The 25,178-nt window shown below is 41.7% G+C and carries 26 protein-coding genes; 20 read left to right on the top strand and 6 right to left on the bottom strand.

The window, feature by feature from the left end; genetic code table 11:
- Nucleotides 1-48: 48 nt before the first annotated feature.
- Complete coding sequence (locus tag C6Y02_RS00440; protein ID WP_106030425.1) at nucleotides 49-1,224, top strand: MalY/PatB family protein; 1,176 nt, start codon at nucleotides 49-51, stop codon at nucleotides 1,222-1,224.
- A gap of 133 nt (nucleotides 1,225-1,357) precedes the next feature.
- Complete coding sequence (locus C6Y02_RS00445; protein ID WP_106030426.1) at nucleotides 1,358-2,650, top strand: ATP-binding protein; 1,293 nt, start codon at nucleotides 1,358-1,360, stop codon at nucleotides 2,648-2,650.
- Here C6Y02_RS00445 and C6Y02_RS00450 read toward each other — a convergent pair whose 3' ends face one another.
- Complete coding sequence (locus tag C6Y02_RS00450) at nucleotides 2,651-2,830, bottom strand: hypothetical protein (RefSeq protein WP_034659795.1); 180 nt, start codon at nucleotides 2,828-2,830, stop codon at nucleotides 2,651-2,653.
- 90 nt (nucleotides 2,831-2,920) lie between these two features.
- On the opposite strand from C6Y02_RS00450, the gene kapB reads away from it, so the two are divergent.
- Nucleotides 2,921-3,313: a kinase-associated lipoprotein KapB gene (gene kapB, locus C6Y02_RS00455; protein ID WP_106030427.1), complete on the top strand. Its 393-nt coding sequence runs from the start codon at nucleotides 2,921-2,923 to the stop codon at nucleotides 3,311-3,313.
- Here kapB and kapD read toward each other — a convergent pair.
- Complete coding sequence (kapD, locus tag C6Y02_RS00460; RefSeq protein ID WP_106030428.1) at nucleotides 3,310-3,927, bottom strand: 3'-5' exonuclease KapD; 618 nt, start codon at nucleotides 3,925-3,927, stop codon at nucleotides 3,310-3,312. The genes kapB and kapD overlap by 4 nt on opposite strands.
- A 217-nt stretch (nucleotides 3,928-4,144) precedes the next feature.
- Between kapD and C6Y02_RS00465 the strand changes: the two genes are divergently transcribed.
- The 3 genes from C6Y02_RS00465 (at nucleotide 4,145) to C6Y02_RS00475 (ending at nucleotide 7,762) form a co-directional block, all read left to right on the top strand.
- Nucleotides 4,145-5,323 (top strand): MFS transporter, encoded by a 1,179-nt coding sequence (locus C6Y02_RS00465; protein WP_249117089.1) that lies wholly within the window; start codon nucleotides 4,145-4,147, stop codon nucleotides 5,321-5,323.
- A gap of 108 nt (nucleotides 5,324-5,431) precedes the next feature.
- Entirely contained in the window at nucleotides 5,432-7,333 is a 1,902-nt protein-coding gene (locus C6Y02_RS00470; protein ID WP_106030429.1) for a transglycosylase domain-containing protein, read from the top strand.
- Between the two features lie 18 nt (nucleotides 7,334-7,351).
- Complete coding sequence (locus tag C6Y02_RS00475; protein ID WP_106030430.1) at nucleotides 7,352-7,762, top strand: thiol-disulfide oxidoreductase DCC family protein; 411 nt, start codon at nucleotides 7,352-7,354, stop codon at nucleotides 7,760-7,762.
- Between the two features lie 243 nt (nucleotides 7,763-8,005).
- Here C6Y02_RS00475 and C6Y02_RS00485 read toward each other — a convergent pair whose 3' ends face one another.
- The gene (locus C6Y02_RS00485; protein WP_034659805.1) at nucleotides 8,006-8,563 is read right to left on the bottom strand and encodes a YufK family protein; all 558 of its coding nucleotides are present in this window, start codon (nucleotides 8,561-8,563) and stop codon (nucleotides 8,006-8,008) included.
- Nucleotides 8,564-8,748: 185 nt separating this feature from the next.
- Between C6Y02_RS00485 and malK the strand changes: the two genes are divergently transcribed.
- From malK to C6Y02_RS00520, 7 genes are all read left to right on the top strand, one after another.
- Complete coding sequence (malK, locus tag C6Y02_RS00490) at nucleotides 8,749-10,350, top strand: malate sensor histidine kinase MalK (RefSeq protein WP_106030431.1); 1,602 nt, start codon at nucleotides 8,749-8,751, stop codon at nucleotides 10,348-10,350.
- Nucleotides 10,343-11,050 (top strand): response regulator, encoded by a 708-nt coding sequence (locus tag C6Y02_RS00495; RefSeq protein WP_034659808.1) that lies wholly within the window; start codon nucleotides 10,343-10,345, stop codon nucleotides 11,048-11,050. Before malK ends, C6Y02_RS00495 begins: the two co-directional genes overlap by 8 nt.
- A 394-nt stretch (nucleotides 11,051-11,444) precedes the next feature.
- Nucleotides 11,445-12,527, top strand: a complete 1,083-nt coding sequence (locus C6Y02_RS00500) for a BMP family lipoprotein (RefSeq protein WP_106030432.1) — start codon at nucleotides 11,445-11,447, stop codon at nucleotides 12,525-12,527.
- 159 nt (nucleotides 12,528-12,686) lie between these two features.
- Complete coding sequence (locus C6Y02_RS00505; RefSeq protein ID WP_106030433.1) at nucleotides 12,687-14,222, top strand: ABC transporter ATP-binding protein; 1,536 nt, start codon at nucleotides 12,687-12,689, stop codon at nucleotides 14,220-14,222.
- On the top strand, nucleotides 14,215-15,261 hold the full coding sequence (locus C6Y02_RS00510) for an ABC transporter permease (protein ID WP_003212654.1): 1,047 nt from the start codon (nucleotides 14,215-14,217) through the stop codon (nucleotides 15,259-15,261). The genes C6Y02_RS00505 and C6Y02_RS00510 overlap by 8 nt, the downstream gene beginning before the upstream one ends.
- Nucleotides 15,262-16,221: an ABC transporter permease gene (locus tag C6Y02_RS00515; protein WP_060597207.1), complete on the top strand. Its 960-nt coding sequence runs from the start codon at nucleotides 15,262-15,264 to the stop codon at nucleotides 16,219-16,221.
- Nucleotides 16,222-16,396: 175 nt separating this feature from the next.
- The gene (locus C6Y02_RS00520; RefSeq protein ID WP_003213451.1) at nucleotides 16,397-17,734 is read left to right on the top strand and encodes a 2-hydroxycarboxylate transporter family protein; all 1,338 of its coding nucleotides are present in this window, start codon (nucleotides 16,397-16,399) and stop codon (nucleotides 17,732-17,734) included.
- Nucleotides 17,735-17,806: 72 nt separating this feature from the next.
- On the opposite strand, the gene C6Y02_RS00525 is transcribed toward C6Y02_RS00520, so the two are convergent.
- Nucleotides 17,807-18,016, bottom strand: coding sequence for a hypothetical protein (locus tag C6Y02_RS00525; protein ID WP_012011099.1), 210 nt, complete (start codon nucleotides 18,014-18,016; stop codon nucleotides 17,807-17,809).
- 219 nt (nucleotides 18,017-18,235) lie between these two features.
- Between C6Y02_RS00525 and C6Y02_RS00530 the strand changes: the two genes are divergently transcribed.
- The 7 genes from C6Y02_RS00530 to mnhG are packed head-to-tail and all read left to right on the top strand — an operon-like array spanning nucleotide 18,236 to nucleotide 24,006.
- Nucleotides 18,236-20,641 carry a Na+/H+ antiporter subunit A gene (locus C6Y02_RS00530; RefSeq protein WP_106030434.1) on the top strand — a complete coding sequence of 802 codons (2,406 nt, stop codon included), beginning with the start codon at nucleotides 18,236-18,238 and terminating at the stop codon, nucleotides 20,639-20,641.
- Nucleotides 20,638-21,069: a Na(+)/H(+) antiporter subunit B gene (locus C6Y02_RS00535; protein WP_106030435.1), complete on the top strand. Its 432-nt coding sequence runs from the start codon at nucleotides 20,638-20,640 to the stop codon at nucleotides 21,067-21,069. Before C6Y02_RS00530 ends, C6Y02_RS00535 begins: the two co-directional genes overlap by 4 nt.
- Nucleotides 21,069-21,410 carry a Na(+)/H(+) antiporter subunit C gene (locus tag C6Y02_RS00540; protein ID WP_066030469.1) on the top strand — a complete coding sequence of 114 codons (342 nt, stop codon included), beginning with the start codon at nucleotides 21,069-21,071 and terminating at the stop codon, nucleotides 21,408-21,410. Before C6Y02_RS00535 ends, C6Y02_RS00540 begins: the two co-directional genes overlap by 1 nt.
- Nucleotides 21,403-22,881, top strand: coding sequence for a Na+/H+ antiporter subunit D (locus C6Y02_RS00545; RefSeq protein ID WP_106030436.1), 1,479 nt, complete (start codon nucleotides 21,403-21,405; stop codon nucleotides 22,879-22,881). Before C6Y02_RS00540 ends, C6Y02_RS00545 begins: the two co-directional genes overlap by 8 nt.
- A gap of 6 nt (nucleotides 22,882-22,887) precedes the next feature.
- Entirely contained in the window at nucleotides 22,888-23,367 is a 480-nt protein-coding gene (locus C6Y02_RS00550; RefSeq protein WP_066030467.1) for a Na+/H+ antiporter subunit E, read from the top strand.
- Nucleotides 23,367-23,648, top strand: a complete 282-nt coding sequence (locus tag C6Y02_RS00555) for a Na(+)/H(+) antiporter subunit F1 (RefSeq protein ID WP_106030437.1) — start codon at nucleotides 23,367-23,369, stop codon at nucleotides 23,646-23,648. The genes C6Y02_RS00550 and C6Y02_RS00555 overlap by 1 nt, the downstream gene beginning before the upstream one ends.
- Nucleotides 23,632-24,006, top strand: coding sequence for a monovalent cation/H(+) antiporter subunit G (mnhG, locus tag C6Y02_RS00560; protein WP_003213369.1), 375 nt, complete (start codon nucleotides 23,632-23,634; stop codon nucleotides 24,004-24,006). Before C6Y02_RS00555 ends, mnhG begins: the two co-directional genes overlap by 17 nt.
- 107 nt (nucleotides 24,007-24,113) lie before the next feature.
- Here the strand turns inward: mnhG and C6Y02_RS00565 are convergent, their stop codons facing one another.
- Nucleotides 24,114-24,503: a hotdog fold thioesterase gene (locus C6Y02_RS00565; protein ID WP_034659822.1), complete on the bottom strand. Its 390-nt coding sequence runs from the start codon at nucleotides 24,501-24,503 to the stop codon at nucleotides 24,114-24,116.
- A gap of 23 nt (nucleotides 24,504-24,526) precedes the next feature.
- Nucleotides 24,527-25,168 (bottom strand): two-component system response regulator ComA, encoded by a 642-nt coding sequence (gene comA / locus C6Y02_RS00570; RefSeq protein WP_058013793.1) that lies wholly within the window; start codon nucleotides 25,166-25,168, stop codon nucleotides 24,527-24,529.
- Between the last annotated feature and the right edge of the window lie 10 nt (nucleotides 25,169-25,178).

Genomic DNA, 25,178 nt, shown 5'->3' on the forward strand with positions numbered 1-25,178 from the left:
ATTTTAGCACAACCAACAATGGTTGAAAAACGGCTAGAGGTGGGTTTCATGAATTTCGACGAACAGATCATACGTAAAGGTTCAAAATCAGTGAAATGGGACCAAGCAGAGTCTTTGTTCCTGACAACAGATGCGCTGCCGATGTGGGTGGCAGATATGGATTTTAAAGCGCCGCAGGTCGTCCTTGATGCATTGAAAGAGCGATTGGATCATGGCGTATTTGGCTATGCCTTTCAAGACCAGGATACGCAGCAGGCAGTAGCCGAATGGCTCAAAAGAAGACACGGGTGGTCGATTCAGACAGAAGCCGTCACCTTCACACCAGGGATCGTCACGGCACTTAGTTTTGCTGTCCAAGCCTTTACAGCACCGAATGACGAAGTGGTCATACAGTCACCAGTGTATACGCCTTTTTATCAAATGATTGAGCGAAATGGACGTACAGTCTCAACCAACCCTTTAAAAATAGAAAACAACCGCTATCTTATGGATTTTGATGATTTAGAGAAAAAACTGAGCAGACCAGAAGCGAAGCTCATGTTCCTATGTCATCCGCATAATCCGTCCGGAAGAGCGTGGACAAAAGAAGAATTAAAGCGAGTAGGAGACTTATGTGTCAAGCATGGTGTCACAGTCGTTTCAGATGAGATTCATTCTGATTTGATGCTATACGGAAAGCCGCATGTGCCATTTGCTAGTCTTTCTGACGACATAGCACATATCACAGTGACGTGTATTGCACCAAGTAAAACATTTAATTTAGCTGGCCTCCAAGCATCTGCCATTATCATTTCCGATGAAGAAAAAAGAACCCTTTTCACCAATCAATTGCAAAGAAACGGACTAGCCAAACTGAATGCATTTGCGATTCCTGCGATGGAAGCAGCATACCGCCACGGGGATGAGTGGCTCGATGCACTTGTTCTTTATCTCGAAAGCAATATGAAAATGGCGATGGACTATATTGACGAACACCTTTCAAATATGCGTTATATGAAACCAGATGCTTCTTATTTATTGTGGCTGGACATTCGGGATTATCAATTCAGTCAAGCGGAATTGAAACGGAATCTGCTGAAAAAGGGCAAAGTGATCCTAGAGCTTGGTCACGTGTACGGACACGAAGGAGACGGCTTTATTCGGATGAATCTCGGCTGTCCTGCTTCAACAGTCAAAGAAGGATTGAAACGCCTTCAGCAAGCGTTCACGCGATCATCTGAATAAGCCCTATACGATCGAAAGAACATCCTAACGGGTGTTCTTTTTAAAGAAAAAAACCCTCCTTTTATCATATCTACTTTGTACATGAGATGATATAATGAGAGGAATTACAATTATTTACGAGGAGAGCATTTAAATGGAAATGTTCAAGGATTTTCTGCTCCATGTATCTTTTATTCTATTTCCAATCTTTTTATATCATGCGCTATGGCTAAGCCGGACCCCTGCTCATTTCCCAAAAACGAATAAACTGCTCATCACAGTATTCGCATCCATCTCTTCAGCACTATGTATTATATATCCAGTTGGTTCGATTTTAGATTTGCAGACTGGGCTTCAATCCATCCCTCTTGTACTTGCCATTTTATACGGAGGGTACACTGCTGGGATCGTCGCCATCTTGATAAGTTCCATGGTCAAATTCGTGATGTATGGCTCCTTCTTATGGGTTGGAATCATTGTTGTTCCGATTTACTTTTTCATCCCATTTCTGTTCTACCGGAAATGGCGTCAATATTCGAAGCTGAAAAAGCTGATGTATGGAGTGCTTATCGGTTTATCCAAAGGATTCTTTATTTACATTGGACTGTTTGCGGTCAGCTTAATGGAATACAGCCCAGCCTTTATTATGCAGCAAAAGTTACTTGAGTTATTTTTCTCAACCCTTTACTACATATTCTTTCTTGTGCTAAGTATCTATTCCATTGAATTCGTCAAAGAAAATGCGCAAATGAGAACACAGCTCGTCCAGTCAGAAAAGCTGACCATTGTAAGTGAACTCGCTGCAAGCGTTGCCCATGAGGTGCGCAATCCGCTGACAGTGGTGAGAGGCTTTATTCAATTGCTCTTTTCTAGTGACAATACAAAAGAGTCGTCAACCAATAAAGATTATAAAAATCTCGTTCTGTCAGAGTTAGACCGGGCGCAGGATATTATCACGAGTTATCTTGACATTGCGAAACAAAACTATTATCAAATTGAATCACTCAATCTATCTAAATTAATCGAGGAATGTGCATCACTGATGACATCCTATGCGAATTTCAAATCGGTCACGATTCATCAATCCATTGAACCAGACTTATACATTCAAGGTGATGAAACGAAGATCAAGCAAGTCATGATTAATTTAATCAAAAATGCGATTGAAGCAGCCCCAGAACACGAAGGGAAAATTGAGCTTTATGCTTCAAAAGAAAATCATAAAATATACCTTTTTTTCGTGGATAACGGTGTAGGAATGACAGAAAGCCAAATGAAAAAGCTTGGCGAACCATATTACACCTTGAAAAATAAAGGGACTGGACTTGGGCTGACAGTGACATTTTCTATCATTGAAAATCACCATGGAACCATTCGTTTCAAAAGCTCGCTGCAGTCTGGTACAACCGTCACCGTGAAGTTTCCTGAAGATACAAGAAGAAAATGATCAATCCATTTTTTTTGTCCTTTTTTCATCTATCCGCTCCTGCTTCTTAGACGCACGAACGATCAGACGAAAGCAAATAAATGCAGCAATAAAGAAAATCACCGTGGTGATTGCCGCTGGGATGTACTCCCTTTTATCTTCAGGAAAATACAGTAGAAAGAGTGCGATGAACGACAGCATTCGCCATTCCCCCTTTTGCTCGTTTACTTCACTATATTGGCTAAAAGAAATGAAATACCTTCCTGCGAGAAGGAAATGGAGGAATTTCACATGACAGACATTCAAATTGGACAAGTTGTGAAAGGATTTTACAAAACAGGTGTTTACGTTGGAGAAGTGACAGCAGTGAAACCATCGACCTATCTCGTGCAAGTAAAAGCCGTTCTGACACATCCCACTCAAGGCGACCTGCATCACCCAAAAGAAGCAGACGTGCCTTTTTTCCAAGAGAGACGGGCTTTGGCCTATCGTGAACAGACGAATATCCCTCATCATATGGTGAAGCCTTATGATGGCGGTATACCAAATTATCAAGTATCACTAAAAGAAGCTGTAGACAAATTAAAACAAATGCTCCATGCGGATGATTCCAAATGGGCTGAAAAATCAAGAGCATGCCTATCTTCTCTCGAAAAAGATTATTTTCCAGAAGACGACCGCTAATCAGCCGAATCAAAAAAATGTGAGAAATCGATCAGCTCACCAATTTTGGTTGTTTGCGGATTTTCCACATAGGCTCTGTCTTTTTCAAAAAGGGTTAACAGCTGATAAGTCGTCATGGCATCATCAAGTGCTTTATGATGCTTACCAGCTCCTTCACTGCCATATTCCTTTGCCGCTTTGCGAAGCCCTGTCAGTGTGCGATCACCAAAAAAGGTTTTATATTCAAAGGCAAGATCCCTCAGCTTCCCCTTAAAAGGAAAGGCAATGTGATTGAGCATACAGTTTTGCTTCAGCACCTTCATGTCCATATTGCCCCATGTAATAATCTCACAATCCTCTCCCTCATCAAGCGACACAAGCTTCTCGATAAACGCCTCAAAGGAAATTCCGCTCTCTACATCCTGCTGCGTAATGCCGAGGAACGATTTACAGCGCTTCGTCAGCTTCGGGAACTTTTTCGGTTTGACGTAGCTAGAGAACGTGTCTATGATCGTTTCACTTGCCGCTTTCACCACCCCAGCTTCAATAATTTCAGGAAAAAAATTTTGCGGATGATACTTTCCATCAGGCATCGTAAATTCAAAATCGACCACAAGCACCGCCTTCTGTTCCACCAGTCTCACCTCACTTTCTCGTCAGTTTTTCATCCTGATATCATTATATTAAGACGGACCTTGAAATCACTTCATTTTCTTGAAAATAATGCAGATTCACTATGCCCAACCTATCATCAGATGAAAGATCGTTTATTTTCCTTTATAATTATTAAGGAACACGAAATAAATAAAGAAGGTGGTCTCTATCACAAACAGGAAGAAAAACTTGTACATCATGTGGTTTGTGAACTTTTTTGTATCTGCCAGCATTACAATGATCGTCCCTTTTTTATCACTTTACATAGAATCTCTTGATAGCAGCTATTCAAATGAATTTGTCCAAAGGTGGAGCGGCTATGTCTTTGGGGTCACGTTTTTAACGGCCTTTCTGATTTCTCCGATTTGGGGACGGATTGGTGACCGTCATGGCTATAAAAAGATTTTGCTCATTAACGGAATTGGGATTGCAACAAGTATTCTATTAATGGGGCTTGTGCAAACCGTTTATCAGCTATTCGCACTGCGGCTCTTCATGGGGCTTGTCACAGGCTTTATCTCGACTTCAATGGCACTGATCTCTGCACAGACGGAAAAGGCAACTGCAGGTAAAACCCTTGGAACGATGCAGATGAGTAATGTCGCCGGGGGGTTGTTTGGTCCATTAATGGGCGGCTTCATGGCAGACAGCGTCGGATTTATTTATACGTTTTTCCTCACAGCGACTGTCATTTATGTGTCAGCTATTGTGATTATTTTCGGAGTGAAAGAACAGCCCATCCGTTCAAAAGAAGCAAAGCGCGTTTCTTACTCACGGAAGGATGTACTCGTTCATATTTTCAAACAGCCTTTGCTTGTGGTCACGATGCTTTTAACGTTTATTACACAAGTAGGGAACTTTAGCATTCAGCCACTTTTGGCTTTATACATTCATGATTTACACGGTCCTGTTAATCTCGCATTTTATGCGGGTCTTGCGTTCTCTGCAACTGGACTTGGCAATTTGCTCTTTACACGAAAATGGGGAGATCTCGGAGATCGAATTGGTCACGACAAGGTGCTGCTTGCCCTTCTCATCCTCTCCTCTATTTTATTCATCCCGCAAGCGATGGCGGATTCCTATGTGATGTTAGTACTTTTCCGTTTTCTATATGGGATGGCACTTGGCGGGATTATTCCGTGTACGACGGCGTATATTCGGATCAAAGCACCTGCCTCTATGCAAGGGGAAGTGCTCGGATACAATGTCAGCTTCCGCTTTCTTGGGAATGTCGTCGGTCCGGTGATTGGCGGCATTGTGGCGAGTCATTACGGGATTCCAGCTGTCTTTTATGTCACTGCCGGCATTTTTCTGTTTGGCGCGTTATTTTTATGGGCGGTCCGCTCGCATGGGAAGACAAAAGAAAGGAGTGTCTGATCCAGCATCAGGTACTCTTTTTTCATGTGTAGAAGCCTTATTCACTAGACTTCACGCCCTTTCTTTTCTAAAAATAACCTTCTCGTATTCGCAAAAGAATGGTACGATATGGCTAGAAAATTGAAGAAAGTGAGTGACCTCATGTTTCGTGCAATCATTGGTTGGTTATTACTTGCTGCCCTCATTCCATTATTTGTTCTGACTTTTTATCTATCAAAGGAAGAAGCTGCAAGTGTCAAGCCTGTTAACGAAGTGCTTGATCAAAAAATCAAGCTGGAAAAGATAGATTTTTCCCAAAACAGTTATATGTATGATCGGGATGGTTCTCTCATCTCCGAGATCGTATCAAACGATGAAAACCGAGTGTTCGTGACGTATGATAAAATTCCTGATTCTGTGAAGGAGCTGTTCCTCCGCTCAGAGGACCGGAACTTTTATGACCATAAAGGCATTGACTTTATGGGGGTTGTTCGTGCCCTTGCCTCAAATGTCAAAAACCATGGCATCAGCCAAGGAGCGAGTACGATCACACAGCAATTATCCCGTAACTTATATTTAAGCCATGAACGTTCGTTCACCCGAAAGTTTACAGAGCTTCTCTATTCCTATGAATTAGAGCGGAAATTCTCGAAAGATGAAATTCTCGAAAGCTATTTAAATACGATTTATTTCAGTAATGGTGTTTACGGTGTCGGTTCTGCGGCTAATTACTATTTTGATAAGCCGCTTAGTTCTTTAACGCTTGCACAGATGGCATTTATCTCTGCGATTCCAAACAACCCAACACTGTATGACCCATTGAAACAATTCAAGCACACGAAGAAACGCCAAGAACGACTGCTTGATATTTTAAAGAAAGACGGTGTCATCACCAAAAAGCAATACAAAAAAGCCGTCAAAGAAAAAATCAGCCTGTCCTTAAGTGAAAAGAAAAACCTTTACCCTGACTATGTGACATATACCAATGAGGAATTCACCGATCTTGTGTCAGATCAGGAAGGCTTTACAAACCGCTTGAAGAAAGCCAAAACAGATGGAGCAAAAAAAGCCATTCAAAAAGAATTATCTGAAAAAGTTAGTGCCCTGCTTCAGGATGGTGTCAAAATTTATACGGCACTTGATCCTTCCTTACAGCAACGAGCCGTCTATCAGCTCAATGCGCAACTCCCTTACCAAGGTGTAGAAGGCGGATCAGCGGTCATTAATCATGAAACGCATCAAATTGTCGCACTTGCTGGCGGAAAAAACTATAAGAAGTTTGATTTCAACTACGCCTATCAAGCGCAAAGACAGCCTGGTTCTGCAATTAAGCCGCTTTTAGACTATGGTCCTTACATCGACCAAACCGGTGCAACAGCTTCAAGCAAAATCAGTGCCGGCAGGTTTTGCAGCAGCGGATACTGTCCGCAGAACTATAATCATAAAACGTATGGAACTGTCACACTTGAAACAGCCTTTAAGAACTCTTACAATACACCTGCGATCCGAATGCTGGATACAGTCGGTGTCAAAAAAGGCTTCAGCTATTTAGAGAAATTCTCATTCGAACATATCGTAGCGGATGATTATCGCCTTCCTTCTGCACTTGGCGGATTTACGAAGGGCTTCTCGCCGCTAGAAATAACAGATGCGTATACCGTCTTTGGTAATCAAGGAGCTTACACGCAAAGTCATTCGATCACAAAGGTAACAGACTTAAACGGTAAGACCCTTTACAAGTGGAAAGAGTCACCGAAGCAAGTGTATTCTCAGCGGACAAATGACACCATGCGTAAACTGCTTGCCTCCGTTGTAAAAAGCGGAACAGGGAAAAAAGCGAATTTCAGTTCCCCTTACATTGGTGGTAAAACAGGGACATCCAATGACTACAAAGACATTTGGTTTGTTGGACTGACAGATCAATATACAATGGGTGTATGGGTTGGAAGAGATAGAGGAACGGTTGAATCAATTTACAGCTCCAGCCCGCACTTACGTATTTGGAAAAATACGATGCAATACGCCAGATAAACAGGAGGTTTGATTGCAATGCATTCAACACATCCACCCCATTTAATTTTATTTGACGGTGTCTGCAACGTGTGCAGCGGCGCTGTTCAGTTTGTGATTAAGCGTGATCCAGATGAGCGAATGATGTTTGCTTCGTTACAATCAGATACAGGGCAGCGCATTTTAAAAGAAAATGGTTTGCCTTTAGATGAGTTCAATTCATTCATTTATATTGAAAAAGGCACCCTTTATACGAAGTCGACAGGCATCTTAAAAGCCACGCGGTATTTAAAAGGGATCTACAAATGGAGTTATTTACTCCTTGCCATTCCCCGCCCTATCCGTGATTGGTTTTATGAGCGGATGGCGAAAAATCGCTACAAATGGTTCGGTCAAAAAACATCTTGTATGATGCCTACACCCGATATTCAAAAACGGTTTCTTTCATAAAAAAGCATCCTCCGATGTTGGAGGATGCTCACATTGTTGACAAAGGGCTAAAATGATTTTTATTTTAGCCCTTTGTCTTCTTTTCAGCGTGACCTGAAAACCTTTGCAGTCTAGGAAGGACGAGTACCGGAGCGGAGCGAATTGAATATTCGTGAGCACCGGAACGCAGCCCTGACACCGAATGCGAGGGTTTGTCTACACGCTGAGCATCCTCCGATGGTGGAGGATGCTTTCTTTGTCTGTTTAAGAAGGCAAACTCGCCATAACACTGTTATAAAGCTTAATAAATAAGTACAAAATGCCGATTAAAAACGTTGCCCAAAACAGAAGAATAAACATCATAAATCCAATTAAATTCAGCATAGAAAGCGATTGATAAATGCGAACCACAACCCAGATAAAATAGACAAGACTTGCTAAAACAAACAGTCCGACAAGCAGAATCAGCTGCTGCGTCAACAGAAATGCAAGCAAGCTGGCAAATAAATAAACAACGGATGCAATCCGAATTTTCTTTAAGTTCTCCCCTTCAGGATCTTTCGCGAAAAAGAGTAGTGCCAGCTCTAACACCGTATCTGCAATCAGTTTCAAGGCAGATAAAATCATAAAATAAACAAGTGCAAAAGCAGCAAAAAGAGCAAGCCTGATGCCCTGTTCCGAGAAAAATTCTAGCATTCCTTTTAAAATACCTGCTTGAGTCAAGAAATCAGTCGTGATCCCTACTGTGAAAATCGAAAAAGCAGAGCTGAATAGTAAAATCGAAATCAGCGGAAAATATCCAGTCAAATATGTATTTTTCATAAATAGATCCTTTCTCATAAGCTCACATTTATTATGGCTCACTTAAAACGGATTGACAAGATGCTTTCAAAGTAAACTGGCAGCAAAATCAAATTTGTGATTTTGCACGTACATTCCTTCACAAACTTACATTTTCCCGTTAAAGTATTACTATTACGAAAAAATCGTGCGTTAGGGGTATACTCGTGAAAAAAACATTAAGACTGCAAACACGGCTGACGATTTTTGTTTGTATCGTTGTCCTGATCTCCCTTTGTATCACATTCTTTACGATCTGGTCGGAAACAGCTAAGAACATTCATCAGCAGGAACGTGACATCGCCCTCTCCACTGCCAAAATGGTCGCAGAGGCTCCGATCACAGCGAAATCATTAGAAGAAAATCGATCATATTCAGCACTGCGTCAATATACAACAAGTGTTCAGCGAATTACCAAAACCGAATTCGTTGTCGTGATGGATATGAACGGTATTCGTAAAACCCATCCAAATCCGCAGAAGATCGGGAAGCGGTTTGCTGGCGGTGATGAAAAACCAGCATTACAGGGTAAAGAACATATTAGTACGGCTTCTGGAACACTTGGCAGATCCATGCGTGCTTTTGTTCCTGTTTATGATCAAGATGGGAAGCAGCTCGGGGCTGTGGCAGTAGGGATTACGTTAAAGGAAATTGACTTGATTATTCATCAAAGCTTACTTCCACTCTACTTCGTTATATCGCTCAGTCTTTTTTCTGGTATCATCGGAGCACTCATTGTGGCACGAAAAGTGAAGAAGATTATGTTTGGACTAGAGCCAGATGAGATCGCCACACTATTAAAAGAACGAAGCGCCATGCTAGAATCAACAAAAGAAGGGATTCTTGCCGTCGATCAGCACGGTAAAATCAAGCTAGCCAATGCTGAAGCCAAACGGCTCTTTCATAATATGGGCATTGTGGTTGACCCTAGAGAACAAGATGTTCAGGCTCTCCTCCCTTCAAGCGGTTTAAAGCAAGTCATTGAAACACGCAAGCCGCTGCTTGACCGCGACGTGAGAATGAACGGACTGGAGCTTGTCTTTAACGAGGTCCCGATTACGGTAAAAGGCGAGATTGTCGGGGCAATCGCCACCTTCCGTGACAAAACAGAAGTCAAACACTTGGCTGAGCAGCTGAGCGGGGTCAAAATGTATGCAAATGCCCTTCGTGCCCAGTCACATGAATTTATGAACAAGCTTCATGTCATTTTAGGATTGGTTCAGCTCAAAAACTACGATGACCTTGGCACCTATATCAAAGATATTGCGATATATCAGCAAACGGAAACAAATGAAATCATCAACCATGTGAAAAACTCTGTTTTAGCAGGATTTTTACTAGGAAAACAAAGCTACATCAGGGAACAAGGCGCGACCTTAGAAGTCATATGCAGCACACAAGTCCCAAATTCAGAGGACCCAGCAGTGACGCATGATCTCATTACCGTGATTGGCAACCTGTTAAATAACGCACTCGATGCTGTTTCTCATACTGAGACGAAAAACATCTCAATCTCATTCCGATACGTCCAGGAGCAGCTTCATATTGAGATTACGGACACAGGTGTTGGTCTCACAAAAGACGAACAAGACATCATGTTTGATCAAGGCTTTTCAACTAAAGGAGAAGACAGAGGATTCGGTCTCTACTTTGTTGACCAAAGCATCAAAAAATTGAACGGACACCTGATTGTCACGAGTGAAAAAGGAGAAGGAACGACCTTTAGTCTCCGCATTCCGTATAAACAAAAGGAGGATTCACATGATTAATGTGTTAATAGTAGAAGATGACCCAATGGTTGGGGAGCTGAACAAACGCTACCTGACCCAAATCGACGGCTTTGAATTAAAAGGGATTGCCACCTCTTTTCAGCAGGCACTGGACATCTTAAAAACAGAAGCCATTCACCTTGTACTGCTCGATATTTATATGCCTGGACAAAATGGACTGGTCCTATTATCAGAAATACGCAAACAAAATCATTCTGTTGATGTCATTGTCATTTCAGCTGCCAATGAAGTCGACGTGATCCAGCAAACGATGCGAAACGGGGCCGTTGATTATTTAATCAAGCCATTTGAGTTTGAACGTTTCCAATCAGCGCTCTCAGAGTATAAACGTAAACACGCCTTGTACCAAACGATGAACAGCATCTCGCAAAATGATTTAGATGCGAAGCTCTTTCATAAAAAAGCAGAGACAGAAAAAGTCCTTCTGCCAAAAGGCCTGACCAAAAGCACACTCAAACTCATCTGGACAAGTATTCAATCATTCGGTCATCAAGCTTTCACGACCGAAGACCTAGCGAATCATACAGAAATCTCTCAAGTCTCCATTAGAAAATACTTGAAATTCCTTGAGGACATCGAAGTAGTTGATGTCGAAATGGCATACGGGACAATTGGACGTCCTGTTTTCCAATATAAACTCAGTACAACAAATATGAATTTGATTCAGCAATATCTATAATTTGACACATCTGACCTTTTACAGAGGCCAGATGTTTTTTTATGGCACACGATGTCACAAACCCCTTGATATCAGCGGTTCCACTGTAGTAGAGCACATCACAAAAGCGGCATTATATCATATTTCAACAGATAAAAAGACATCGAATTTAGCCTTTTAACATTTTTTTAAAAATAAAACAAATTTCTATTTATTTATTCGATTGGAAATGATAAATTATGATTGATTAGTTCAACGAGATATAAGTCTGATGTCTTACATCTTCTCTCCTGCCCTCCATAAGTTTCAGGAGAAAGCAGGATAAAATACCCCTTTCAGAAGGGTAAGAAGAGGTAGAACGGTCTTTTTTCGCGAGACTTTTCTGAAACTTTTAAATTTTATAGGGGGTTATGTTTTGAAGAAGCGCAAAATTGGACTAGCATTGTCCTTAGTCGTAGCAGCAGGAACCATCCTTGGAGCATGCGGCAACTCTGGCTCAAACAGCGGTGAAAGCAAAAAAGATAAAGATCAATTCACTGTTGCAATGGTAACTGATGTCGGTGGTGTCGATGACAAATCGTTTAACCAATCAGCTTGGGAAGGTTTACAAGCTTTTGGGAAAGACAACAATTTAAAAAAAGGTAAAAACGGCTTTGATTACTTACAATCTAAATCAGACGCTGACTATACAACGAACTTAAACACACTTGCTCGTGAGAAATTCGACCTGATTTACGGAATTGGTTTCTTAATGCAAGATTCTATTAGTGAAATCGCAGATCAACGTAAAAATAATCACTTTGGTATTGTTGATGCAGTTGTGAAAAAAGACAATGTAGCCAGCATTATGTTTAACGAAAATGAAGGATCATTCCTTGTAGGTGTTACGGCTGCTCTTTCTACAAAATCGAACAAAATCGGTTTTGTTGGCGGCGTTGACTCTGAATTAATCAGAAAATTCGAAGTTGGATTCCGCGCAGGCGTTGAAGCAGCTAACCCGAAAGCAAAAGTGGAAGTGAAATATGCTGGTGCATTCGATAAAGCAGACATCGGTAAAGCAACAGCTGAAAGCATGTACAAATCTGGCGTCGACATCATTTATCACGCAGCTGGCGGTACTGGAACTGGTGTCTTCACAGAAGCGAAAAACCTGAAAAAAGCTGATCCTAACCGTAAAGTTTGGGTTATTGGTGTAGATAAAGACCAGTATGACGAAGGAAAAGTACCTGGAACAAAACAAAGTGTCACTCTTACTTCTATGATTAAGAAAGTAGACACAGCGGTACAAGACTTAACGACGAAAGCAAAAGAAGGTAAATTCCCTGGCGGCGAAGTGATCACATACGGTCTGAAAGAAGGCGCTGTTGACATTTCTCCATCTCAGGACAACCTTGACAAAGATGTATTGAAGAAAGTAGAAGAATGGAAACAAAAAATCATCAAGGGTGAAGTCAAAATCCCTGCAACACGTGATGAACTAAAAGATTTTAAAGCTTAATTTGAGCATCGGGATAAGCGCGCCTTATCCCCTTGCCTCTCCTTTACCCCCTCTTTATTCGTAAAAGGTGGTAAAAGAAAAGCTGCAGCCTCGTTTTGCAGCTTTTCTTTTGCTAGTTTTTATCTTCATCAGCACCCTAAAAAAGGAGCGGTTAAACCTGTGGATTATGTCATTGAAATGTTGAATATACGCAAAGAATTCCCTGGCATTGTAGCAAACGACAACATTACGCTGCAGCTGAAAAAGGGCGAAATTCATGCGCTGCTTGGTGAAAACGGCGCTGGAAAATCAACGCTTATGAACGTGCTTTTCGGTCTTTACCAGCCTGAAAAAGGTGAAATCAAGGTTCACGGAAAACCTGTAACCATTTCTAGCCCAAATGATGCAAGTGATTTAGGCATCGGTATGGTGCATCAACACTTTATGCTTGTCGATACATTCACCGTCGCTGAAAACATCATCTTAGGAAAAGAGCCTAAGAAGTTTGGAAAGATCGACAAAGAACAAGCCATACAGCAAGTACAAGAGCTTTCTGACCGCTATGGTTTAAAAATAGACCCTGCCGCAAAAGTATCTGACATCTCTGTCGGCATGCAGCAGCGTGCAGAAATCTTAAAAACACTTTACCGCGGCGCTGACATTTTGATCTTCGACGAACCAACAGCCGTCTTAACACCTCAAGAAATCAAAGAACTCATACAAATTATGAAAAACTTAATCAATGAAGGCAAATCCATTATTTTAATTACCCATAAGCTGAAAGAAATTATGGATGCCTGTCACCGTGTGACCATTATCCGAAAAGGCCAAGGCATTCGTACACTTGATGTGGAAAGCACAAATAAAGATGAACTTGCGAGCCTCATGGTCGGTCGTGAAGTTTCATTTAAAACAGACAAAAAAGACGCCTCCCCTGCTGAGGAAGTGCTTCAAATTCAAGACCTTACGGTAAAAGACGCGCGAGGAATTGAGGCAGTCAAACATCTCAACCTCTCAGTGAAGGCTGGCGAAATTGTCGGAATTGCTGGAGTAGATGGCAATGGTCAATCTGAATTAATTGAAGCCATTACTGGTCTAAAAAAATCAGAGTCTGGCACGATCATGCTAAACGGGAAAGCCATTCAAAACCTTCCGCCTCGGAAGGTGACCGAATCTGGAATTGGACATATTCCTCAAGACCGTCATAAACACGGACTGGTGCTTGATTTTTCAATTGGAGAAAATATTTCCTTACAAACGTATTATCAGCGCCCATACTCAAAATTTGGCTTGATGAATATGAAAAATATTTACCAAAAAGCAAAACGAATCATTGCGGAGTATGACGTAAGAACACCGAGTGAATATACAGAGGCACGCGCCCTGTCAGGCGGGAACCAGCAAAAAGCCATTATTGGCCGAGAAGTTGACCGCAATCCTGATTTATTAATTGCCGCTCAGCCGACACGAGGACTTGATGTTGGTGCAATTGAATTTGTTCATAAGCGTCTGATTGAGCAAAGGGACTCAGGGAAAGCCGTCCTGCTCATCTCATTTGAGCTTGATGAAATTATCAATGTCAGTGATAAGATCGCTGTTATTTTCGAGGGCAGCATTATTGCCATCGTTGATCCAAAAGAAACAACAGAGCAAGAGCTTGGTCTATTAATGGCTGGAAGTACGCAACAGGAAGTGGGGAAAGAAGCAAATGTCTAATCGCTTAACAAATCTGCTAATTCCGCTTATAGCCATTGTACTTGGTCTTTTTGTTGGGGCCATTATTATGCTGGCAAGCGGTTATAGTGTCATCGAAGGCTATGGCGCCCTTTGGAATGGCGTCTTCGGTGAAACCTATTATATGGGAGAAACCATCAGACAAGTCACACCTTACATTTTATCAGGACTTGCTGTTGCTTTTGCATTTCGAACAGGTCTCTTTAATATCGGTGTAGAAGGTCAAATGCTGATTGGCTGGGTAGCTGCTGTATGGATCGGTACAACTGTCCATGCACCTATGTATATCCATCTGCCGCTTGCACTCATCACCGCAGCTGCTGCTGGTGCATTATGGGGCTTTATTCCTGGGTTTTTAAAGGCTCGTTTTTATGTTCATGAAGTGATTGTCACGATCATGATGAACTACATTGCCCTTCATGTTACAAACTATTTGATCTCAAATGTCTTAACAAATAATAAAGATAAAACAGAAAAAATCGATGCCACTGCCTCGCTTCGCTCTGGATTTTTTGAACAAATTACCGATTTCTCCCGGATGCACAATGGTATTTTTGTTGCCATTATAGCTGCGGTCGTGATGTGGGTCATTATTCAAAAAACCTCTAAAGGCTTTGAATTGCGGGCTGTTGGAATGAACCAGCAGGCATCCCATTATGCTGGTATGAACGTTCGTCGCAATATCATTTATGCGATGCTGATTTCAGGTGCTTTTGCAGGTCTTGCAGGCGCAATGGAAGGTCTTGGCACATTTGAATATGCCTCAATTAAAGGCTCGTTTACCGGTGTAGGTTTTGATGGAATCGCCGTCGCTTTATTAGGTGGAAATACTGCTGTTGGTGTTGTTCTTGCTGCGCTGCTGCTTGGTGGATTGAAGGTCGGTGCTTTAAATATGCCGCTTGAATCTGGCGTACCGACTGAGGTCGTTGATATTGTCATTGCGATCATTATTCTTTTCGTCGCCTCAAGCTATATTATCCGTCTTGTGATGAACCAAATGAAGAAAAAGGGGGGAAAATAAGTGGGATTTCTGCAAATTCTTGAAATCATCGTCCCAGCTACACTTGTCTATGCTGCACCACTTATTTTAACCGCTCTTGGAGGCGTCTTTTCAGAAAGATCAGGTGTTGTGAATATCGGTCTTGAAGGTTTGATGGTCGTCGGAGCATTTTCTAGTATTATCTTTAACTTATTTTATGCTGATACGTTTGGGGCGTTGACCCCGTGGCTTGGGCTCCTCGTCGGAATGGCAATCGGCGGATTGTTCTCTTTGATTCATGCAGTTGCAACCATTACATTCCGGGCAGATCAAACGGTCAGTGGTGTTGCCATTAACATGCTGGCACTTGGCGCTACGCTGTTTGTCGTGAAACTCATTTACGGGAAAGCACAAACAGATAAAATTACAGAGCCTTTCTATAAAGGTGATATTCCCCTTTTAAGTGACATTCCGATAATTGGCGATATATTCTTTAAAGATGTTTATTATACATCCATACTGGCATTAGCGCTTGCGGTTGTTGCTTGGTTTGTTTTATTTAAAATGCCGTTTGGTCTTCGTCTTCGTGCAGTCGGAGAACATCCAATGGCTGCTGATACAATGGGAATCAAAGTGTACCGGATGCGCTATATCGGCGTCTTTATTAGTGGACTGTTTGGTGGTCTTGGCGGAGCTGTTTATGCGTCGACCATCGCACTTGATTTCTCACATGCTACCATTACTGGACAAGGCTTCATCGCACTAGCTGCGCTTGTCTTCGGTAAATGGCACCCATTCGGCGCAATGGGCGCTGCTTTATTCTTTGGATTTGCTCAAAGTTTAAGCATCATTGGCTCTCTCCTGCCGCTATTCCAAGATATACCGAACGTGTATATGCTCATTGCACCATATGTGCTTACCATCCTAGCACTCACTGGCTTCATCGGCCGAGCAGATGCACCGAAAGCACTTGGGACCCCTTATTTAAAAGGAAAACGATAAATACGATGTATGATCAATCCCCTGAAGGATAAACTACCTTCAGGGGATTTTTGTATGATAAAAACATAAAAACTCCTGTTTATTTTACTTTTATTACACTTAATTTAGTTTAATAAATAGATGAGTGTCACAGAATCTTCTACAATTGAGACAAATAGCATTTGGGGGTGTTTATGTGGCTAATACACAACAATTGAAATCGATTACAGACGATTCTGACAATAATAAAAGCGTTTTCCGTAAGATCATGTCTTGGAAAATTGGTGTTATTGACTTACCTGTGTATTTAGTACTTGCAGCGATTATTTTAACTGCCGCTTATTTTAATAAAATTCCAGCAAATATGCTTGGTGGTTTCGCTGTTATTATGATTTTGGGGATTTTCCTTGGAGATATAGGACAACGTATTCCGATCTTAAAAGATATTGGTGGACCGGCGATTCTTTCTTTATTCGTACCATCGTTCCTGGTCTTTTTTCATGTTCTGAATCCGAACTCGTTGGAAGCGGTTACGTCTCTTATGAAAACGTCGAACTTCCTTTACTTCTATATTTCTGCTCTTGTAGTAGGTAGTATTCTTGGGATGCAGCGAACTGTTTTAGTACAAGGCCTTATTCGTATGTTTGTTCCTCTTGTTGCAGGTACAATTGCAGCTGTGACTGCTGGAATTCTTGTTGGTCTTTTAGTTGGTTACACACCGCATCATTCGTTCTTCTTTATTATTGTTCCGATTATTGCCGGTGGTGTTGGTGAAGGAATTTTGCCATTATCTATTGCTTATTCACAAATTCTTGGTGTATCAGCAGAGTCATTAATTTCTCAATTAATTCCTGCTGCCGTCATTGGGAACGTCATTGCCATTATCTGTGCTGGCGCAATGAAGAAGCTTGGTGAAAAACGTCCTGAACTAAACGGGAATGGCCGTCTTGTAAAATCAAAAGAGGCAAATGAAATTTTTGAACAGCCTGATATGGATCCAAAAGTTGATTTCGGGTTAATGGGTGCTGGTGTACTCGTTGCTTGTACAACGTTCATTTTTGGTGGTTTGTTAGAAAGCTTTGTTCATATTCCAGGTCCAATCTTAATGATTGTTCTTGCCGCTTTAATCAAATACTTAAACGTGATGCCTCAGCATCTGCAAGATGGCTCACAGCAGTTCTACAAGTTTGTATCAAGAAGCTTTACATGGCCGCTTATGGTCGGTCTAGGGATTCTATACATTCCACTTGATGATGTTGCAACAGTGATTTCTATTCCATTTGTTTGTGTATGTATCGCTGTCGTTCTTGGAATGGTTGGTTCAGGTTACTTCGTTGGGAAATTGATGAACATGTACCCAGTAGAATCTGCGATTGTGACAGGCTGTCACAGCGGACTTGGCGGTACTGGTGACGTTGCGATCCTTTCAGCTTCTGGAAGAATGGGTCTGATGCCTTTCGCACAAGTATCTACACGTCTTGGCGGAGCAGCAACTGTGATCTGCGCAACAATCTTACTTAGAATGTTTACTTAATCAAACAATAAAAAGCATGGGCTCTATTACGGGCACATGCTTTTTTTATATTTCTTTTCTCCTATAAGGGTTTTATTCTTCGGCAGAGACCACGCGTATATATTCTCTTGGCTGGAATGGATATTGTCTTGCCTCTTGATAGGTCATATAGAGAAGATGTTCTGAAAACAACGGCCATTCACTTTCCGCCTGCCACCTTTTTTGATCATTTCGTTCTATGAAGAATGCTCCTCCTAAAATCGTGCAGAATATGCTTAAGCTGATGCCCGCTTTTAGTTTCATGTAATCAGCTCCTTTAAGAAAAGCATGTACGAAATACAAAACAATATACAATGAGTTTCATTTTTGATAAAATATTTTTTGTGGTCAAAAGAACTCAAAACAAATACAGTTTACTGTAAATCAGTTCAAACCAATGCACTATGTCTGTATTTACGCTATAATTTTATTTACCAGTTCTTTAGAACGTGAATTTATATTGATTGAAGGAGGTTTATTTTCTTGCAGCTTATTCACTTCGCCATCCTATCGCCTTTTTTGCTTGCGTTTGTTGTGCCTTTTCTTTTTAAATACGTAAAGCGTATACATACAGGGTGGTTTGTTCTTATCTTGCCTATTCTATTATTTAGCTATTTTGTCCAGATGATTACGATGACATCAAATGGACGAACGTTATTTTCACAGGTCGAATGGATTCCTTCTCTAGGAATGAATTTCACTGTGTATGTAGACGGTCTTAGTTTGTTATTTGCGCTATTGATTACAGGTATTGGCGCACTTGTCGTCTTGTACAGTATTTTCTACTTATCAAAAGAAAAAGAACAGCTTGGCTCTTTCTATACGTATTTGTTAATGTTTATGACCGCTATGCTCGGTGTCGTTCTATCTGACAACATGGTGGTTCTTTACTTGTTTTGGGAGCTGACAAGTATTTCTTCCTTCCTCTTAATTGGGTATTGGTATAAGCGGGAACGCTCTAGATATGGAGCAACCAAATCACTGCTTATTACTGTTTTTGGCGGATTAGCTATGCTTGGTGGCTTCATCCTCATCTACCTGATAACTGATTCATTCAGTATTCGTGAAGCAGTCAATCAGCTTCAGCTCATTATGGCATCACCTTACTTTATCCCTGCCATGATTCTGATCTTACTTGGTGCCTTTACGAAATCAGCGCAGTTCCCATTTTATATCTGGCTGCCTGATGCAATGGAAGCACCTACCCCTGTGAGCAGTTATCTGCATTCTGCTACGATGGTGAAAGCTGGTATTTATCTTGTTGCCCGCTTCAGTCCAATCTTTGCTATTTCAGAGGTGTGGTTTTGGACCATATCCATCGTTGGACTTGTGACATTATTTTGGGGATCATTCCACGCCGTTCGTCAAAACGATTTAAAAGCCATTCTTGCCTTTTCTACCGTTAGTCAGCTCGGGATGATTATGCTTATGCTGGGTGTAGGAGCAGCTGCAATCCATGAAAACAACCCCGCCATTTTCGGCGCGGCCGTTCTCGCTGCGATCTTCCATTTAATTAATCATGCCACGTTTAAAGGCAGTCTCTTTATGGCGGCTGGTATCATTGATCACGAAACCGGCACCCGGGACATTCGGAAGTTAGGCGGTTTAATGACCATTATGCCGATTACCTTTACGATTACGTTAATCGGTACATTTTCAATGGCTGGTCTTCCGCCATTTAACGGCTTCTTAAGTAAAGAGCTGTTTTTCACAAGTATGCTGCGTATTTCTGAGATCAGCTTTACTGACATTTCAACATGGGGCGCTATTTTCCCAGCCATCGCTTGGCTCGCTAGTGTCTTTACGTTCATTTACAGTATGATGCTTCTCTTTAAAACATTTAGAGGCAATCTTCAGTTAGATCAATTAGAAAAAAAGCCGCATGAAGCACCGATTGGTATGCTCATCCCGCCAATTATCCTTGCTGCACTTGTGGTCACCTTTTTCTTCTTCCCAAATATTCTAGCTTATTCTGTCATTGAACCTGCGATTGCAGCCATTATTCCCGATGCGATTGATCCAGGAAAACGGTTTGTTGTCAAAATTGAAGCATGGCACGGCTTTCAGCCAGAGCTTTATATGACAATAGGTGTTGCAGCTTTAGGGATTATCGGATATTTGACGTTGTCGAAATGGCGTCCAATGTACAACATATTTAAGGAGAAATGGTCATTTAACACTTTATACGATCGTTCTCTAATCGGTTTAGAAAAAGGTTCATATCGCCTGACAAACAGTTATATGACCGGTTTCCTTCGTGATTACCTTGTCTATGTGTTTGGGTTCATGATTATCGTGCTTGGGAGTGTCATGTTTTATCAGAATGCCTTCTCATTTAATATGGAGCATGCTGCTCCAATCGGCACGTACGAGGTCATTCTGTCATTAGTGATGATAGCAGCAACCCTCACGACTGTGTTTGCTCGTTCTCGCTTAACAGCCATTATCGGGCTAGGTGTCATGGGGTATACGCTGTCACTATTTTTTGTTATTTTCAGGGCACCTGACCTTGCCCTCACCCAGTTAATTATTGAAACAATTTCTGTGGCACTGTTTTTACTTTGCTTCTATCACTTGCCAAAGCTGAGCATGAAGCAAAAAACAAGGAAATTTAAAATGACCAATCTCATTATTTCAGTAGGTGTTGGTGTCATTGTGACATGCCTTGCTTTCGCTTCAACAAGCAATCAGTCACTTGATACGATTGCGTCTTACTTTATTGAAAACAGCTACAAGCTTGCAGGCGGAGACAACATTGTCAATGTCATCCTTGTTGATTTCAGGGGCTTTGATACACTGTTTGAAATTACCGTGCTGGCGATTGCGGCACTTGGTATCTATGGATTATTAAAGACACAAGAAAAACGGAAGAGAGGAGTGCGCCGATGAGAAAAATTGATACGAATGATATGCTTTTACAAGTTACAACCAAAATCACTGCATTCATCATCCTGCTCTTCTCCCTTCACCTGTTTCTTGCGGGACATAACAATCCAGGCGGAGGATTTATTGGAGGCTTAATGAGTGCCAGTGCTGTCGTCCTTCTGCTCTTAGCCTACGATCTGAAGACAGTAAGACGCATTCTGCCGTTCAACTTTATCTATGTTGCAGGTGTGGGGCTGCTCATTGCGCTATTGACTGGTATGGGTTCTTTCCTGTTCAGCGCACCTTTCCTATCCCATACCTTTGGTTATTTTCAATTACCGATTTTAGGGAAAACAGAGCTGGCAACAGCCGTCCTGTTTGATATCGGTGTGTATTTGGTTGTTGTCGGTGTCACCATGACCATTATTCAAACGATTGGAGAGAAGGAATAATGGAATTTCTAATGTCTATTCTCGTCGGAATTATCTTTATGACGGCGACCTATTTACTGCTTTCAAAAAGCCTTTTGCGGGTCATCGTTGGTACTGCTGTTTTGAGCCACGGTGTCCATTTACTCCTATTAACAATGGGCGGCTTAAAAAAAGGAGCTCCTCCCATTTTAACTGAGGGGATTACATCCTATGTAGATCCATTGCCACAAGCATTAATTTTAACGGCTATTGTCATTTCGTTTGGTGTGACATCATTTCTACTCGTCATGGCCTTCCGAGCCTTCCAAGAGCTGCGAACAGATGACATGGATCAAATGAGAGGAAATGATCAGCATGAATAATCTCGTTATATTACCTATTTTAGTACCAGTTCTATCCGCTACATTGCTGATTTTTATGAATAAAAATATCATGCTGTCTAGAGGTTTTAGCGTTTTTGCATCTCTTACAGCGATCGCGTGCAATCTATTTTTGGTCCAAACGATTTTCACAAATGGGATTCAAACACTTTATTTGGGCGGCTGGAAAGCACCATTTGGCATTGCGCTTGTGGCCGATCAGTTTGCTGCACTGCTCGTACTGACCGCTTCCATTGTTGGGCTTGTCACAGTGCTTTTTTCCTTTCGAACAATTGGAAAAGAAAGAGAGCGGCTGTTCTATTATTCTGGCGTACAGTTCTTGTTAGCTGGCGTGAGCGGTGCCTTTTTAACAGGAGATATCTTCAACCTGTTTGTATTCTTTGAATTGCTGCTGATGGCGTCATACATGCTCATTGTTCTGGGCGGATCAAAACCGCAGCTTCGTGAATCACTCAAATACATTGTGTTTAACATCATCTCATCGGCTTTATTTATCGTCGGTGTCGCTTGTTTATATGCAGTCACTGGTACACTGAATATGGCTGATTTAAGTGTGAAGATCGCTGAATCAGGGCAAACAGGATTAATCACTGTCATTTCCATTCTGTTCATGATTGTATTTGGCTTAAAAGCTGGGATCTTCCCGCTTTATTTCTGGCTTCCAGGGTCGTATCATGCACCGCCTGCAGCGATTTCCGCTCTATTTGGCGCTTTGCTGACAAAGGTTGGCTTGTATGCGATTGCCAGAGTCTTTACGTTAATTTTTATACACGATACAGGGTTCACTCATACATTTATGGCGTGGCTGGCCGCACTGACGGTGATATTTGGTGTGATTGGCTCGATTGCCTATTCCGATGTGCAAAAGATCGTGATTTATAACATTGTGACAGCGGTCGGGGTCATTTTATTTGGAATTGCAGCCAATACTCCTGCATCACTCCAAGGGGCCATTTATTATCTCATTCACGACATGGTCATCAAAGGGGCTTTATTTATGCTGGCAGGTGCACTCTTTGTGTACGCTGGCACAAACAATCTGAAAAAGATGGGCGGGCTGATTCAATCACAGCCACTTCTTGGCTGGATGTTTTTCATATCAGCATTATCCCTTGCAGGAATTCCGCCGCTGAGCGGTTTTGTAGGAAAGCTAAAAATTGTGGAAGGCGGCTTTTCTGCTGGACACATGACCTTTTCTATCCTTGTCTTACTGTCCAGCCTTCTTGTCCTTTATAGCGTCATGAGGATTTTCATGCTCGCATTTTGGGGTGAGGAACAAGATATGCGAAGAAGGAAACCGTCGATTAAAGGAATGGTGTACCCTGGCGTACTGCTTGTGATCTTGTCGCTTGCCATTGGGTTAGGGACAGAGTTCATTGCCCCTTATATCAATCAAGCAGCGGAAATGCTCTCAACACCAGAAAAATATATTCAAGCTGTGCTGAAGGAGTAGATGAACATGGCCTTTCAAATATTATTAAACGCTCTCCTCGCCTTTACATGGATGTTTATGAATGATACATACACGGCCTCAGGCTTTGTATCAGGGTTTATACTTGGGATGGTCGCCATTTTTATGCTGCGCCGTTTCTTCCCGCAACGTTTTTACGGCTTTGCACTTTATGCCATTTTCAAGCTCGTTTTGATTTTTATTCGGGAGCTGCTTCTTGCCAATTTAAGTGTACTAAAGACCGTATTATCTCCAAAGCTCACAATTAAGCCCGGTATTTTCGCCTTTCGTACGGACTTGAAAATGGATTGGGAAATTACCATACTTTCTAACATGATTACTTTGACACCAGGTACACTAGTCATTGATATTTCTGATGATCGTTCGATTTTATACATTCATGCGATGGATATTGAAGATGCGGAAAAAGCCATTCACGATATCCGGGTTTCATTTGAAAAAGCGATTCAGGAGGTGAGTGGTAAGTAATGGAGATCATATTACAAATGTCACTTGGCATTCTTGCACTGTCCACCCTTCTTTTTGTTATACGAGTTATCAAAGGTCCCTCTATTCCTGATCGTGTAAGTGCGCTTGATGCGATAGGAATCAATTTAATTGGGATGACAGCCATCGTTTCCATTTTGCTGAAAACGACAACGTTCTTTGAAATTATTTTACTGCTCGGTATCCTTGCCTTTATCGGCACTGTCGCTTTTTCCAAATTCCTTGAGAAAGGGGAAGTGATTGAAAATGATCGTCATCGCTAAAGCTATTGTCATTTTCTTCATCCTGCTTGGCGCCATCCTTTGTCTTATTTCAGCCATTGGCGTCCTTCGCCTGCCAGATGTTTATACACGAATGCATGCTGCATCAAAAGCATCGACACTTGGTGTTGTCCTCATATTAGTTGGGGTATTCTTTCACGAATGGTTTCTTGCAGGTATCATCTCTGCGAAGATTCTGCTCGGGATTGTCTTTATCTTTTTAACAGCTCCGGTCGGCGCACACTTGATCGGAAGAGCCGCCTACAATACCGGGGTCAAGATGGACAAACGAAGTGTACAAGACGATTATGGCGGTTTTCGTAACTTTGTGATTAAACGAAAAGAAGACTCGTACTTATAAACCGAAAGAAGGGCCTCACATGTGAGGTCCTTCTTTTATTTCTATAAAAAAACCATTTTATGGATCAATCCAACCTAAAAAAAGCTTCCGCTGCACCGGGAGCTTTTTTATATGCGATCAATGACAGCAAGTGTGCATCTTGACGTACAGATGTGCCGATCTCGATCATCTTTAATATCAATTTGAAATACCATTGTACGGCGCCCTACATGTACAGGAACAGCCGTCGCTGTCACTACTCCATCACGTACAGATTTTAAATGATTGGCATTGATTTCAATCCCTGAGCAAACTTGCTGAGTTAAGTCTAAATGAGCCGCAGCCCCCATGCTTGCCACTGTTTCTGCTAGAGCAGCAGATGCTCCTCCGTGCAGCAGTCCAAATGGCTGTTTTGTTCTGTGATCGACTGGCATTGTCGCCACGCATCGTGACTTATTACACTCTACAATCTCAATCCCAAGTGCCTCAAGCAGTGTATTTGATCCACTCACTTCCATCAGGGTTCTCTCCCTTCACACGTTTACAGCACACTTTCAGATTTTGCAATTAACACCGCTTCGGTTCGAGAGCCAACATTCAGCTTATTAAAGATGGACGTCAAGCTGTATTCAATCGAGCGTTTGCTCAAATGAAGCACATCGGCAATCTCTTGGTTCGTGTATCCTTTTTCCACTTCTCTGAGGATCAAACACTCTCGCTCTGTTAACAGCTCATGATCGGTCTGCTGCGCCTGTTCTGGCTTTTCTTGCTGCTGTGAAATTAACTTCTTTAAATAGGATAGCTGAATGACAACTTCTCCTTGCAATGTGCGGTGTATGTATTCAATAATTTTGTCTTTTGTCTCTGTTTTACTAATTGCACCGTGCAATCCAGCCCGAATGGCCTCTTCAAAATAATCATCTACTTCATACCCTGTATAAATGATAATTTTCACTTGCTGGTTGGTTTCTAGAATTTGTTTCGCAATGTCCATTCCATTGATATCCCCGAGATTTAAATCCATCAAAATCACATCATAGATGGAAAAGTCATGCGTCTTTAAAAAGGCGGCTTCTGCATCAGGACTTAAACAATCGACTGATAGCTGCTGATCTGATTCTAATATGCTTTTTGTCCCTTCCATGACAGCCGGATGATCATCAATGACCAATATCTTCTTCATGTCTTCCTCC

It is taken from the genome of Bacillus sp. NMCC4, from assembly GCF_002998555.1.
GTDB lineage: Bacteria > Bacillota > Bacilli > Bacillales > Bacillaceae > Bacillus.